The sequence below is a fragment of the Sphingomonas epibiotica genome (assembly GCF_039615155.1).
Taxonomy (GTDB): Bacteria; Pseudomonadota; Alphaproteobacteria; order Sphingomonadales; family Sphingomonadaceae; genus Sphingomonas.
In genome coordinates this window covers 498914-512990 of sequence record NZ_JBDGHY010000002.1, presented here as the reverse complement: position 1 = coordinate 512990, position 14077 = coordinate 498914, and the positions used below count along the sequence as shown (strand labels likewise).

At 67.1% G+C, this 14077-nt stretch carries 10 protein-coding genes; 1 reads left to right on the top strand and 9 read right to left on the bottom strand.

All coding sequences use genetic code 11. The features are described 5' to 3' along the window. Positions 1-5: 5 nt before the first annotated feature. Positions 6-1694, bottom strand: coding sequence for a GH39 family glycosyl hydrolase (locus tag AAIO73_RS06140; RefSeq protein WP_345876850.1), 1689 nt, complete (start codon positions 1692-1694; stop codon positions 6-8). 220 nt (positions 1695-1914) lie between these two features. On the opposite strand from AAIO73_RS06140, the gene AAIO73_RS06135 reads away from it, so the two are divergent. Further along, entirely contained in the window at positions 1915-3180 is a 1266-nt protein-coding gene (locus tag AAIO73_RS06135; RefSeq protein ID WP_345876849.1) for a PQQ-dependent sugar dehydrogenase, read from the top strand. Between the two features lie 5 nt (positions 3181-3185). Here AAIO73_RS06135 and AAIO73_RS06130 read toward each other — a convergent pair whose 3' ends face one another. From AAIO73_RS06130 to AAIO73_RS06095, 8 genes are all read right to left on the bottom strand, one after another. Continuing rightward, positions 3186-4586, bottom strand: a complete 1401-nt coding sequence (locus tag AAIO73_RS06130; RefSeq protein WP_345876848.1) for an efflux transporter outer membrane subunit — start codon at positions 4584-4586, stop codon at positions 3186-3188. A gap of 12 nt (positions 4587-4598) precedes the next feature. Further along, positions 4599-7769, bottom strand: coding sequence for an efflux RND transporter permease subunit (locus tag AAIO73_RS06125; RefSeq protein WP_345876847.1), 3171 nt, complete (start codon positions 7767-7769; stop codon positions 4599-4601). A gap of 84 nt (positions 7770-7853) precedes the next feature. Next, the gene (locus AAIO73_RS06120; RefSeq protein ID WP_345876846.1) at positions 7854-9101 is read right to left on the bottom strand and encodes an efflux RND transporter periplasmic adaptor subunit; all 1248 of its coding nucleotides are present in this window, start codon (positions 9099-9101) and stop codon (positions 7854-7856) included. Then, positions 9098-9493: a hypothetical protein gene (locus tag AAIO73_RS06115; protein WP_345876845.1), complete on the bottom strand. Its 396-nt coding sequence runs from the start codon at positions 9491-9493 to the stop codon at positions 9098-9100. The genes AAIO73_RS06120 and AAIO73_RS06115 overlap by 4 nt, the downstream gene beginning before the upstream one ends. A gap of 334 nt (positions 9494-9827) precedes the next feature. After that, complete coding sequence (locus AAIO73_RS06110; protein ID WP_345876844.1) at positions 9828-10439, bottom strand: TetR/AcrR family transcriptional regulator; 612 nt, start codon at positions 10437-10439, stop codon at positions 9828-9830. A 72-nt stretch (positions 10440-10511) separates the two neighbouring features. After that, positions 10512-11060 (bottom strand): hypothetical protein, encoded by a 549-nt coding sequence (locus AAIO73_RS06105; protein ID WP_345876843.1) that lies wholly within the window; start codon positions 11058-11060, stop codon positions 10512-10514. Positions 11061-11139: 79 nt separating this feature from the next. Further along, a complete protein-coding gene (locus tag AAIO73_RS06100) occupies positions 11140-12744 on the bottom strand; it encodes a glycoside hydrolase family 43 protein (protein ID WP_345876842.1) in 1605 nt (534 codons plus the stop codon). Beyond that, positions 12741-13982, bottom strand: coding sequence for an MFS transporter (locus tag AAIO73_RS06095; protein WP_345876841.1), 1242 nt, complete (start codon positions 13980-13982; stop codon positions 12741-12743). The genes AAIO73_RS06100 and AAIO73_RS06095 overlap by 4 nt, the downstream gene beginning before the upstream one ends. Positions 13983-14077 lie beyond the last annotated feature (95 nt).

Here is a 14077-nt window from a genome sequence, read left to right as displayed (position 1 = left end):
CCGCGTCAGCGCTCGTCGAGCGTAAGCAGCGCGACCCCCTGCCGCGGCAGATCAATGGCGAAGGACCGGCCGCTGGTGACGACGACCGTATCTTGCTGCATTGCCGACGCCGCCTCCAATTCGGCATATTGCTTCTCGTTCGGCGATTGCGGCGATCCCATACGCTGCCATGCGGTAAAGGCGTTGGCGTGGTCGCGATCGACTCGCCACAGCTTGCCCGACCTCGCCTTCGCCCCGGCGATGTCGAGCTTCACCCGCGCGACCGGCCCGGCGACGTCATCGTCGTGATAATGCCACAACAGCACGGCGACCCGCCCGTCGGGCGTGCGCGTCGCCAGCGCACCGATATCGGCATCGCCGCGCACCCCGTCAGTCACGACCGTATCGAGCGGCACCTGCGCGCTGCTGGTCGCGGCGATACGTTCGGGACCCATTTTCGCGAACATGCGGAAGACGTTGAGCACCGGCAGGTCGACGCCGTTGGTCGACAGCTGGCGATAGCCCGCGAACCACGGCTGGTCCTCGAACTCGAACGACCAGGACAGGATGCCGTCGAGATTGACCTTCCGCCGTGCCGCTAGGTCCCAGATTCGCGCGAAGCTGGCGGCGGTGTAGCTCGAATACATCGTACCGTTGCGATAGGCGTTTTGCGGTCCCGGACAGGCGGCACAGCCCTCGGGATCGCTCTCGCCGATCACGATCGGCTTGGCGGCGAGCGCGGGGAAACCGGCGACCCGGGTGAACCCCCGGTCGACATTGCGCAGATGCGTCGACAGCCCCATGCGGACATGACCATCGACGAAGCTCGGCGCGCCCTTGGCATGGAAGGACAGGAAATCGGTCGGCGTGCCGGTCCGGCCGGTCACGTAATTCCGGCCCGAAGCGACATGGCGCATGAAGCCTTCCATGAACTCCCCGGCCACGGCGACATCGGGGCCGCCGACCTTCGCCGTCGGCAGCGCCCGGCGCACCGCGTCGATCGCAAAATCGTGCAGCTTGTTGAAATCCTCGGGCGACGCCTGCCAATAGAATTTCGAATCCGGCTCGTTCCAGACTTCGAAATACCAACGGTTCACCTCGTCCGCGCCATAGCGTTCGACATTGTGCCGGGTCCATTGATAGACCAGTTCGGCCCATTTTTCGTAACTGCTCGGCGGATAGGTCCAGCCGGTCGCGATCAGCCGGTAATCGAAGCCGGGCCGCCAGCTATGCTGGTACGGCGTACCCTTCGGCGCGGTCGACAGTGCCTGGGGCATGAAGCCGATCTGCAGATACGGGCGGACGCCGCGAGCGAGGTAGGTATCGATGATATTGTCGACGATCGTCCAGTCATAGACCGGCTTGCCGTCCGGTCCCTCGGTATAGGCGTTGGTGCTCCCCCATTTGAACGCGGCCGTGCCGTCGCCGGTGCTGAGCAGATTGTGCGCACGGAAAAACACCTCGCCCGGTTTCAGTTCGCCCAGTTCGACCAGCAGCTTCCGCCCGTCCTTCATCGTCGCGTAATTGGGTTCGTCGGCGCCGAAGAAGCGCCATGCGGGCGGCAACGGTCCCAGCGACGTGCGTGCATCGACCGAGACCGACACGTCGCGGACCGATGCGGGTGCCGTGTTTGGGGCTGGCACCGTCTGCGCCACCGCGGCTGCTCCCTGCAGCAAAGCAGCGGCCAGCGCCGCCAGTTCGGGAAAACGGATCATGCGCCTCTCCTCCGTTGGTTGTCACTCGATCCACGGGCCGCTTCGCGCGAACCTCTTGCCGAACCGATTGTTTACTCCTACAAAAAAGCCGCAGGCCGCAAGCGGTAATTGCGGACGGCGATAATTTGGACCACGACCCAGGCTATTGACTTCGAAGGGATCGTATCGCCCTTCTGACGTGGTCGCGGTCTGTAGCGACCCCCTGTCCGAAAGGCGATCTGTGTTGCGATTTCCCCTGCTAAGCCTCGGCACCCTGCTGTTGCTGCCCGGTTGCGGCACGTCCCAGCCGGCACAGAACGCGACCGCGCCGGAGGCAGCGGCGCCCGTCAATTACGGTGCGGCGACGCCGGCCAAGAGCAAGCCGTTCAAGACCGAGACCGTTGCGACCTTCGACAATCCATGGGCGCTGGCGTTCCTGCCCGACCAGCGGATGCTCGTGACTGAAAAGCCGGGCGGGCTGTGGCTGGTGACCGCATCGGGCAACAAGACGCCGGTCACCGGCGTACCGAAGGTCCATTTCGAGGGGCAAGGTGGGCTGTTGTTCGTCGCGACATCCCCCGATTACGCGCAGACCCAGCACGTCTATCTGACCTATTCCGAACCGGGCGAAGGGGGCGATGGGCTGGCGCTGGCGCGCGGCACGCTCGACCTCAACGCTTCGCAGCCAACGCTTCGCGACGTGCAGGTATTGTGGCGGCAATTGCCGCGCGGTGCGGGCGGGCAGTTCGGCGGCTATATCGCCTTCTCGCCCGACGGCCGCTACCTGTTCCTGACGTCGGGCGAGCGGCAGCGCTTCACGCCGGCGCAGGACCCCGATCAGGCGTTGGGCAAAATCCTGCGCCTGACGCTCGATGGCAAGCCCGCTCCCGGCAATCCGCAGGCGGGCAAGACCGGCGCGACCGTGATCGGCCTCATCGATCCGCCGGAAAATACCGGTGCGGCGGCCAAGGCGGCGGTGCGTAAGGCGGAGATGCCGGCGCCCAATCTGACGCCGGCCGAAACCTGGTCGACCGGGCATCGCAATCCCTATGGCCTCGCCTTCGACGCGCAGGGGCGGTTGTGGGAAACCGAGATGGGACCGCAGGGCGGTGATGAGCTGAACCTGATCGAGGCAGGCGGCAATTATGGCTGGCCGGTCGTTTCCTATGGCAAGAATTACGACGACACCCCGATCGCATCGCCTGCCGGGAACGCGAAATTCCGCGAGCCGGCGCTCTACTGGACGCCGGTGATCGCACCGGCGGGTCTGGCCTTCTACAACGGTAACATGTTTCCTGACTGGCGCGACTCGGCATTCGTCGGCGGACTGGCAGCGACGGCGCTGGTGCGGATAGCGTTCGACGGCACGACCGCGCGCGAAGCGGAACGCTGGGACATGGGCGCACGCATCCGGGCGGTCATGGCCGGTCCGGATGGTGCGCTGTGGCTGCTGGAGGACGGCAGCGATGGACGGCTGCTAAGGCTCACCTCGCCGCGCGCGGGTTGATCCCGTCAGCTGCTGGTCCAGCTGCCGCCGAGGCTGCGGAACAGGTCGATCTGCGCATCGGCGATCTGCGTGTCGGCCAGCGCCAGTGCCGCTTCGGTATCGGCGAAGGTGCGTTCGGCATCGAGCTGGGCGAGGCTGTCAATTTGTCCCTCACGCTGCTGGGCACGGGTGATCCGCGCGGCAATCGCCGCCTGGTCGCGTGCGGCCTGTAGCGCGGTGCGGCGGTCCAGCGCGCGGGCATAGTTAGACAGGGCCGTCTCGGTCTCGCGGAGCGCGGTGAGCACCACGCCATCGAAGGTCGCAAGGGCCGCCTGGCTGTTCGCCTCCGCCCCGGCGATCCGGGCGCGCGCCTTGGCAGGATTGACGTTCCAGCTGAGCAGCGGACCGAGCAGCCAGTTGAGCGGCCCCGCGCCGAACACATTGCCGAGGCCGGTACCCGTCGATCCGATCGATCCCCCCAGGCTGATCCGCGGATAGAGATCGGCGGTCGCCACCCCGATCCGCGCGGTCGCCGCCGCCAGGCGGCGTTCGGCGGCGCGGACATCGGGGCGCCGTGCCAGCAGCGCCGCGCCATCGCCGACCGGGATCGGTTGCGAAAGGCGAAGCGTCGCGCTGCGTTCCGCCGCGATCGCGGGAAGCTCGGCCGGGGTCCGCCCGGTCATTGTGGCGAGACGGAACAGCGCCGCCTGCCGCTCGGCAGCGATGGCGGGGATATCCGCCTGTCGCTGGCTGCGCAGCGCGGCGATCCGCGCGGTGTCGAGCCCGGTGGTCAGCCCGACCCGCGCCCGCCCCTGCGTTACCTTCAGTGACCGGTCGATCAGCGCGACGATCCGTTCCGCCACCGCAAGCCGCTCGGCGGCAGCGGCGGCATCTGCATAGGCGCGGGTGGTATCGGCGACGACGGCGACGCGGACGCTATCGGCATCTGCCTGCGCCGCGCCGACCTCTCCACGCGCCGCCTCGACATTTCGACCGATGCGGCCGAACAGGTCGACCTCATAGGCGACGTCCAATCCAGTATCGATCGTCCAGTTTTCGCGCTCTAGGCCGGGGGGGCGCTGGATCGCGGACAGCCGGCCGTAGGTAGCGCTTGCCCCAGCCGCCCCCTGTGGTTGGCGGTCGCCGCGCACCTCGCGCAGCGATGCGCGGGCGGCGGCGAGGCGCGCGACGGCGACGCGGATATCGGTATTGGCGGCCAGCGCGTCGGCGATCAGCCCGTCGAGCACCGGGTCGCGATACAGTTGCCACCATCGATCGTCGGCAGCGACGGTCGTGTTGACTGCCGGGCCGGCGGCGACGAACCGGCCGGCGGCGGCGGATGGCGCGACCGGCGGGTGATAGTCGGGACCGACCGTGCAGGCGGCAAGCGCCAGCGTGGCAGCGGAAGCGAGGAGAATGCGGACCATGATCTGGCTCCCTTATTCGGCGGGCTGGAGCGATGCGTCGGGCTGCGGCCGGCGGAACCGCAGCCGATCGCCCAGCGCGCGGCAAACGACATAGAAGGTCGGAGTGAAGACAAGCCCGAAGCCGGTGACGCCAAGCATGCCGAAGAACACCGCGGTCCCTAGCGCCTGCCGCAGTTCGGCCCCTGCCCCGGTCGCCACCAGCAGCGGTACGGCGCCGAGCACGAAGGCGAAGCTGGTCATCAGGATCGGGCGCAACCGGTCGCCCGCCGCACGCACCGCGGCTTCGATCGGCGACAGCCCGTCCTCCGCCTCTGCCTGCCGTGCGAATTCGACCACGAGGATCGCGTTCTTGGCGGCCAGCGCGATCAGCACGACCAGACCGATCTGGGTCAGGACGTTGTTGTCCATGCCCCGCAGGTTGACCCCGATCATCGCCGCCAACAGGCACATCGGCACGATCATGATGATCGACAGCGGCAGCACGAGGCTCTCATATTGCGCCGCCAGCACGAGGAAGACGAACACCACGGCCAGCGCAAAGACGATCGCAGCCGTATTGCCGGCCAGCTGCTGTTGGAAGGCGATATCGGTCCATTCCGTGCTGTAGCCGGCGGGCAGCGTCTCATCCGCCAGCTTCTCCATCGTCAGGAGCGACTGGCCCGAGGAGAAGCCGGGCGCGGTGTTGCCGTCCAATTCGACCGCCGGGAACATGTTGTAGCGCACGACGCGATACGGGCCGGTCTTGTCCTCGAACGTCGCCAGCGATCCGATCGGCACCATGCCGCCGGCGTTCGAGCGCGTCTTGAGATTGGCGATATCGCTTTCGGTCGCGCGGAACGGCGCGTCGGCCTGCGCCGTCACGCGATAGGTGCGGCCGAGCAGGTTGAAATCGTTGACGAAGGCCGAGCCGAGATAGACGTTCAGCGCCTCGAACACCCGTTCCGGCGGCACGCCGAGCAGGTCGGATTTCGCCCGATCGATATCGGCGAAGACGCGCGGCGTGGCGGTGTCGAAGAAGGTATAGGCGCCGGCAAGGCCGGGTGCCTGATTGGCCTTGGCGATCAGGGCATAGGCTTCCTTGCCCAGCGCCTGATAGCCGTGGCCGCCCTTGTCCTGCACCATCATCCGGAAACCACCGGCGGCGCCGATACCCTGGATGACCGGCGGGGGCACGATCATCAGCCGGGCTTCGGTGATGTCGGCGGTCGCCTTCTGCGCCTCGGCCATGATCTGGCTGACGTGCAGGCCCTTCCGATCCTTGAAGTCCTTGAGCGGGATATAGGCGGCGGCGGCATTGGGGGCGAGCGTCTGCGACGGGCCGTCGAAGCCGGCGAGCATCACCGCGCCCTTCACCCCGTCGATCGGCAGGATGCGGCTGGCGACCTTGCGCATCACCGCATCGGTGCGTTCGACCGACGAGCCGGAGGGCAACTGGATGACGGTCAGGAAATAGCCCTGATCCTGTTGCGGGATGAAGCCGGTCGGCGTCGTCCACAGCATCGCCACGGTCGCAGCGATCAATCCGGCATAGGCGACCATCACCCGCTTCGGCCGGGTCACCAGCGCATGCGTCATCCGGCTGTAGCGTTCGCTCATCGCCTCGAACCCGCGATTAAAGCCGTCGCCCGCACGCCGCAGCGTCCGCATGAAGCGCGAATTTACCGGCGCGTCCTCGGCATGGCCCTTCAGCAGCAGCGCGGCGAGCGCCGGGGACAGGGTCAGCGACACGATCAGCGAGATGATCGTCGCGGTCGAAATGGTCGCGGCGAACTGCTGATAGAAGGCGCCCGAAATGCCGTTCATGAACAGCGTCGGGATGAACACCGCGCACAGCACCGCGACGATCGCGACCAGCGCGCCCGCCACCTCGTCCATCGAGGTGAAGGCTGCCTGTAGCGGGGTCATACCGCGCGCCAGATTGCGTTCGACATTCTCGACCACCACGATCGCGTCGTCGACGACGATCCCGATCGCCAGCACCAGCCCGAACAGCGACAGGTTGTTCAGCGAATAACCGACCAGCAGCAGCACCGCGAAGGTGCCGATCAGCGATACCGGAATCGCCACGACCGGGATGATCGCCGCGCGCCAGCGTTGCAGGAACACGATGATGACCAGCACGACCAGTACGATCGCCTCGCCCAGCGTCTTCATCACTTCGTCGATCGACTGGGCGATGAATTCGGTCGGGTTGTAGATGACGCGATATTCCAGACCCTTGGGGAAGGTCTTTTGCAGCGTGTCCATCTCGGCGGTGATCGCTTCCGCCGCCGCCAACGCGTTCGATCCAGGGCGCTGGAACACGCCGAGCAGCACGGTCGGTTCGCCTGACAGATAGGTGTTGGTCGAATAATCGGCTGCGCCGAGTTCGACGCGTGCCACGTCGCGCACGCGGACCTGCCGGCCATCGGCATCGGTGCGGATCACGACATCGGCAAATTGCTGCGGCTCGGTCAGGCGACCCTGCGTCTCGACGTTCAGCTGGAAGGCATTGCCCTGATTATAGGGCGGCTGGCCGAGCGTTCCGGCGGCGACCTGTACGTTCTGCGCCCGCAGCGCCTGCACGATATCGCCCGCAGTCAGGTTCAGCGCGGCGGCGCGGCCCGGATCGATCCACACCCGCATCGCATAGTCGCGTGCGCCGAAGAGCTGGACATCGCCCACCCCCTCGATGCGGGCGAGCCGGTCCTTGACCTGCGTCAGCGCGTAGTTGGAGAGATATTGCGTGTCGAGCGAACGGTCGGGCGACACCAGATTGACGACCATCAGAAAGTCCGGGGTCGTCTTCTTGGTGACGATGCCGAGGCGCTGCACCTCCTGCGGCAGGCGCGGGGTCGCGATCGCGACGCGGTTCTGGACCAGCACCTGCGCGGCGTCGAGGTCGGTGCCGGGCTTGAAGGTGACGGTGATCGTCACCCGCCCGTCGCCGGTCGATTGCGACGACTGGTACAGCATCCCGTCGACGCCATTGATCTCCTGCTCGATCGGGGCGGCGACGGTTTCGGCGACCGTCTCCGCCGCGGCGCCGGGATAGGTTGCGGCGACGGTGACCGTTGGCGGCACGATGTTGGGATATTGCGAGATGGGCAGCCCGAAATAAGCGAGGCCGCCGACGATCGTGATGACGACCGCGATGACGCCGGCAAAGATCGGGCGCGTGATGAAGAAGCGCGACAGGCGCATGGGTGGCCTCCTCGCCCGGCGGGCGTGGTCAGAGGGATCCGGAATTTGGAGCGGCGGACGAACGGGCTTTCCCGTTCGCCGCGGTCAGTTACCGGCGAAAGTCGCCTCGCCGATCGTCGCCGCCGGTTTTGGGGCGGCACTGGCGCGAGTGGCGGTGATGGTCGCGGGGCGGACCTGCACCTTGGCGCCAGGCATCGCCATCTGCGTGCCGCTGATGATGATCCGGTCGCGGTCCGACAGGCCCGACTTGACGATCCGCAGCCCGTCGACGACCGGGCCGAGCGTTACCGGCTTGGCCGCGACGGTGCCGTCGCTGGCGACGGTCAGCACGGTCTTGCGCGCCTGATCGGTCTGGATCGCGGCATCGGGAACCAGCAGCGCGCGCATCGCGCCTGCATTGGCGAGGCGCATGTTGCCGAACATGCCGGGCGTCAGGAACAGGTCGGGATTGGCGAGCACCGCCCGCCCCCGCACCGTCCCCGATCTTGGGTCGAGACCGTTGTCGGTAAAGTCGAGCCGGCCGGTGCGGCTATACGCCGCTTCGTCCTGCAACCGGACCTCGACCGCCGCCCCTTCCGCCCCGGCACGCTTCGATTTCAGGAACAATCCTTCCGAGGCATCGAAGGCGAAATAAATCGGGTCGAGCGCGTTGATCGTGGTCAGCAGCGTGCCGTTGGGCTCGCCCGCCGCGACCAGATTCCCGGCGTCGATCCGCCGGTCGGAGATGCGGCCGGCGATCGGTGCACGGACCCGGGTGAATTCCATGTCGAACGCGCGCGCCTGCACCCGCGCCTGTGCCGCGACCAGTGCCGATTGCGCCGCGCGGACGCGGGCGGCAAGCTGGTCGAGATCGCTTTTCGAAACCGCATCCTCGGTTGCCAGCCGGTTGGCGCGGTCGAGATTGGCGCGGGCGAGCGCCAGATCACTTGCCGCACCCGTGACAGTGGCGCGCGCTTCGGCAAGCGCGGCGGCGAAGGGGCGCGGGTCGATGGTGAAGAGCAACTGCCCCTCGCGCACGATCGTCCCGTCGGTGAAATGGACGCCGGTGATCGCGCCCGAGACGCGGGGGCGGACCTCGACCGATTTCGACGCTTCGAACCGGCCGATGAAATCATCCCATTCGGTGACGTTGCGGATCAGCGGCGCGGCGACCTCGACCGTCGGAGTCGGCATTGCCGCGACGGCCGGCGTGTCCTGCTGCAACAGGGCCCAGGCGGCGCCCAGCGCCACGACCGGCACCGCGACCCAGCCGGCGCGTCGCCAGCGCGAGCGGTGCGGCGTGGCCGGCGCGTCGACCGCGTCGGGCTTGTGGATGGCGGAGAGCATGTTCATGCGCGGGCCTTTCGCGACGCCTGCGCCGCGCCGATGCTGGCAAGCATCGTTTCATACTGATCGGTGTTGAAGCCGGCGGCGAAGAAGGCGGCCAGTTCATGGACCGGGACCGCGTAGCCGCGATGCCAGCTGAGCACCGCCATGCGCCGCAGCGCCTCCAGCTTCGGGTCGGCCAGATTGGGGTCGCGGCGGCGGGTGCCGAACACGCGGCCGAGCGCGATCGACAGCGCGGAGGGTTCGCGCAGCGACGCCATCCGGTCGCGCTGGGCAAGCGCCACGACCGACCATTCGAGTGCGGTAAGGCCGGTCGGGGCGGGTTCGGCGGCCTCGACGACGGGGGCGGCGGCGGGGGTGGCGAACAGCGTGTCGCCGGAGAAATCGACATAAGCCATGAGAAATCCTCCCAAACAGGCAGAGGCACGCAGCAGCGGACGCGCGGGGGCGACCGCCAAAGCCCCCCCTTTCGGAGCCAAGGCGCTGGTGCGGGGACGCAGGTCGCCGGCGCCCGAACCATCATGGTCCAGGCGAAGCGCGTTCTGCGGCAAAGGTTACGAAGGTTGCACGTACCGCCGAATTACAGGGCGATGACCGTGCGACAGTCAGGTTCGAGCATAGCGGCGTCCTTGCGAGAGCCGGGGCACCGTTGCGATGCCCTCTTCTATACTGACTGGTATATTAACGGCGATTCGGTTCGTCAACGCCTTTTGTACCGGTCGGTAGAAATTTCTACCGGCCCGGCCACATCATCAGGCTGGTCTCGACGACGCGCTCGAGTTCGGCGCGGGTCGCACCCGATCCGGCCTGCACCGCCATCCCCTGAAGAATGGCGTATAAATAGCTGGTAAGGCCCGGAATATCGACGTGATCAGGCAGGTCGCCGTCGCGCTTCGCCTGTTCGAACCGCTCGACCAACGCCGCCTGCGACGAGGCGCGCCGCTGGATGACATCGGCCTTGATCGATGCCGCCTCCGCGCCGCACGCGGTCGCGCTGATGACGCCGAGACACCCCTTCGGATCGCAGCTGCTCATCTGCGCATCGATTGCGCCGCGCATGAAATGTTCGGCAACGGCCCGCGCGGTCGGCTGCTTGAGCGCTTCGCGGGTATATTCGAGCTTTTCGTTTTCGTAGAGGTCGAGCGCCTTGTGGAACAGGGCTTCCTTGTTGCCGAAGGCGGCGTAGAGGCTGGGCTTGGTGATACCCATCGCCTCGGTCAGGTCGCTCATCGAAGCGCCTTCATAGCCCTTCGACCAGAATACGCCGAGCGCCGCCGCCAACGCATTGTCGACGCAGAATTCCCTTGGTCTACCCTTGGCGGCTACAGTCGACGTCTTTTCCATAACGTCCGGTACATATTCTATTCGCACGGTTGTGCAAGGGGGCCGGACCGCCCAAGCGGCTATCGTATCCGATCATTCCTGCCGTGCGAGCCAGCGGTCGAGCGCCGCTGCATGATCGCGACGGGCCTGTTCCACCGCCGCTTCCGCCGCGGCAAGATCGCGCTGGTGCGACCGGTCGAGGTCGCGCCGCTCGCGTTCGATCGCCTTTTCCCGCTCCCGCAGATCGGCTTCCTCGCGTTCCTGCTGCGACCGAAGTTGATCCAGCGCCTCCTCGGCAGCGGTCAGGTCGGCGCGCGACGGGCGTGGACCGGGATCGGGGCGCCGCCGCTTTGCCGGCGGTTTGGCCTTCGTTTTGCCGGCCGGCTTCTTCCGCTTGGACGTGTCACCTTCGGCAAGAGCGTCGGCATCGCCCTCGCGCAGGCGCCGCACGATCTTGCCCGGCGATGCCAGCGGTTCGCGCATCAACGCTTCGTCGGTCACCCGTTCGGCAACGCCGCGCGCGAACAGGTCGGCGCTGCTGCCCCATGCCGCCAGCGCCGCCTTCTGGCTGGGGGCGGCGACATAGGCGTCGTGGAACCCGATCGGGGTACGGAACACCTTCAGCGCTTGCTTGCGGGCCACGGCTTCTCGAACGGCTGATGAACGGACCGCGCCAGCGTAGGCGAGCAGGGCGACGAAGACGAGGGGTAGCAGCGCTGGATCAGGCGGGCTGCGGTGCGTGCTCCCGATAGCCGAAATAGCGGAAGTCGGCAGGCGTCCCCCGCCCAGACATGTCCTGACACGCCATGCCGACGAAGGTGCCGGTGAAATTGGGCAGGCCGGTAATGGTCGCTTCGTCGGACAGGAGGCTGGCGTCGTATTCGCCGTCGAGCCATTGCCAGTCGCCCGCCCCCTTCGCACGCCAGGCGAAGCGCAGCCGTTCGCGATCGACCTCGGCACGCAGTTCGATCGGGCCGGCGGGCATGGCGATCGGGGCGGACGCGCTGCTGCGGCCCTCCCCGACCGGTTCGACCGACAGCAGCTGCAACTGGCGCCGTCCGGCGTCGTCGGCGGTCAAGTGCAGGAAATGATATTTGGTCGAATTGTAGTAGCAGATCAGCCCGGCCGCCTGTTGGAAGTCGTGGGGGGTGAAGTCGACTTCGGTCGTCGCGGTGTAGCACCATGATTGCTGCCGGCGGGCAACCAGCGCCTGTTCGAAATGGCTGCCGATCGTCTCGCGCCCGAACAGGCGGAGATGCCCGGGCCGTGCGGTCAGGCTGAACAGCCGGTCGAAATATGGGGTGCGCAGCCACTGGAACGCTTCGGGCAGATCGGGGCCATCGAAGGTGTCGATCGTATCGGTCGCGGGGGTTGCGGTCGCGGGACCCGGCACCTCGGCCTGCGGCAATGCGCGTCGCAGCCAGCCGTCCTGCCCCCAGATCATCGGCTGGATCGCAGTCTCGCGACCCAGCACGCAGCGGTCGCTGTCGGGTAGTGGGCGACCGCACAGATAGGCGAGCCATGTCTCCCCGTTCGGCGTGTCGACCAGATCGCCATGGCCGGCGCGTTGCAGCGGCAGGTCGGGCCGCCCGCGCGCGGTCAGCACCGGGCCGTCGGGATGGACTTCATACGGACCGAAAAGGTCGCGCGAGCGGGCCATTACCACCGCGTGATTGCGTTCGGTGCCCCCTTCGGCGACGAGCAGGTGATACCAGCCGTCGCGCTTGTAGAGGTGCGGGCCCTCGGTGAAGCCGAGCGGCGTCCCTTCGAAGATGGTGCGGCGGTCGCCCAGCAACCGGCCGGTGGCGAGGTCCATCTGCTGCACGACGATGCCGGCGAAGCGTTTGCGATCGGGGCGATGGTCCCACAGCATGTTGAGCAGCCAGCTGCGCCCGTCATCGTCATGGAACAGTGCAGGGTCGAAGCCGCTGCTGTTGAGGTGCACCGGATCGGACCAGTCGCCGTCGATCCGGTCGCTCGATACCCAGTAATTGTGGAAATCGCGCAGCGACGCGCCGCGCGCTCCTTCGACGGTGGTGCGGCCATAGCGTTTTACGTCGGTATAGATCAGGTGGAACCGGCCGCCGGCATAGCTCAGGTCCGGGGCCCACACGCCACAGGAATCGGGATTGCCGCGCAGGTCGAGTTGGGTCGGACGGCGGAGCGGCCGCGAAACCAGCCGCCAGTTGGCAAGATCGCGCGAATGATGGATCTGGACCCCCGGAAACCATTCGAAGGTCGAGGTGGCGATGTAATAATCCGCGCCGACGCGAACGATCGACGGATCGGGATTGAAGCCGCGCAGGATGGGATTGCCGATGGTCATACGGACTTTCGTATCAGGGTCCAGAGCAGCGCCGCACCGACCAGATCGAGCAGCCCGAGCAGGATGAAGAAGGGCCGATAGCCGACGCTGTCGACCAGCGAGCCGAGCACCAGCGTGAAGATCAGCACGCCAAGGTTCGCGGCGGTCCCCGACACGCCGGTCGCGGTCGCCACCTGATCCTGCGGGAACAGGTCCGACGTCATGGTGATGACGGTGACCGACAATGTCTGGTGCGCAAAGCCGCCGAGGCACAGCAGCGCGACGGCGGCGAGCGGGCTGCCGACCGTGCCGACGAACATCATGCCGGTCATCAGCAACGCGCCGATGGTGAACGCCCAACGGCGCGCGTCGATCAGGTCGACACCGCGCCGTTGCAACCCTGCGACCACCGCCGGCCCGAACAGGCAGCCGAGATCGGCGGCGAGGAAGGGCAGCCATGCGAACATCGCGATCTGGGTCAGGTCGAACTGGCGGACCTGGACCAGATAGAGCGGCATCCACAGTGACAGCATTCCCCACACCGGATCGGCGAGGAAGCGTGCGGCGGCGATGGTCCACAGATTGCGCCGGCGCAGCAACTGGCCGAGCGGCGGGCGGCGGCGCTGCTGCGCCAGTTCCGGTTCCTGCCCGTCGAGGATCAGGTCGCGTTCCTCGGCCGACAGCGCGCGGTGGCGGCGCGGCGGCGCATACCAGGCGAGCCACGCCACGACCCAGACCAGGCCGAGGCCGCCGGCGACGAAGAAGGCCGCCCGCCAGCTATAGTTGAACACCGCCCATGCGACGAGGACCGGCGCCAGCACCGCGCCGAACGATGCACCGATCTGATAGATGCCGCCGGCCACCCCGCGTTCGCGCGCAGGAAACCATTCGGCGACGACCTTCATCCCCGCCGGTTGCGCCGACCCCTCGACCAGTCCCAGCGCGCCGCGCAGGGCGGCGAAGCCGAACCAGCCGGTCACCAGCCCATGCCCCATGGTGATGAGCGACCAGACCGCAACGAACAGGGTAAAGCCGACCTTCAGCCCGATCAGGTCGAGCAGATAGCCGGCGACCGGCTGGAACATGATCCCGAACTGGAACGCGCCGGTGATCCACGAATATTGCTGCGACGAAATGCCCTGTTCGGTCATGATCGCGGGTGCCGCGACGCCGAGGATGCTGCGGGTCAGGTAATTGATGACCATCGCCCCGACGAACAGCGCGATGATGGTCCAGCGCACCGATTTGAATCGCGCCAACTTACCCCTCCCGGTAACGTTACCATCGGGTGGTAGGCGCTACCGGTCGGGGAATGCAAGCCTGATATCCGCGCTTGCTCGACGGCGCTCGGCAC

What these genes read in the sequence shown, in the direction of transcription:
- AAIO73_RS06140 (WP_345876850.1), bottom strand. Translation starts at nt 1,694, where the DNA reads ATGATCCGTTTTCCCGAACTGGCGGCGCTGGCCGCTGCTTTGCTGCAG.
- AAIO73_RS06130 (WP_345876848.1), bottom strand. Translation starts at nt 4,586, where the DNA reads ATGGTCCGCATTCTCCTCGCTTCCGCTGCCACGCTGGCGCTTGCCGCC.
- AAIO73_RS06125 (WP_345876847.1), bottom strand. Translation starts at nt 7,769, where the DNA reads ATGCGCCTGTCGCGCTTCTTCATCACGCGCCCGATCTTTGCCGGCGTC.
- AAIO73_RS06120 (WP_345876846.1), bottom strand. Translation starts at nt 9,101, where the DNA reads ATGAACATGCTCTCCGCCATCCACAAGCCCGACGCGGTCGACGCGCCG.
- AAIO73_RS06115 (WP_345876845.1), bottom strand. Translation starts at nt 9,493, where the DNA reads ATGGCTTATGTCGATTTCTCCGGCGACACGCTGTTCGCCACCCCCGCC.
- AAIO73_RS06110 (WP_345876844.1), bottom strand. Translation starts at nt 10,439, where the DNA reads ATGGAAAAGACGTCGACTGTAGCCGCCAAGGGTAGACCAAGGGAATTC.
- AAIO73_RS06100 (WP_345876842.1), bottom strand. Translation starts at nt 12,744, where the DNA reads ATGACCATCGGCAATCCCATCCTGCGCGGCTTCAATCCCGATCCGTCG.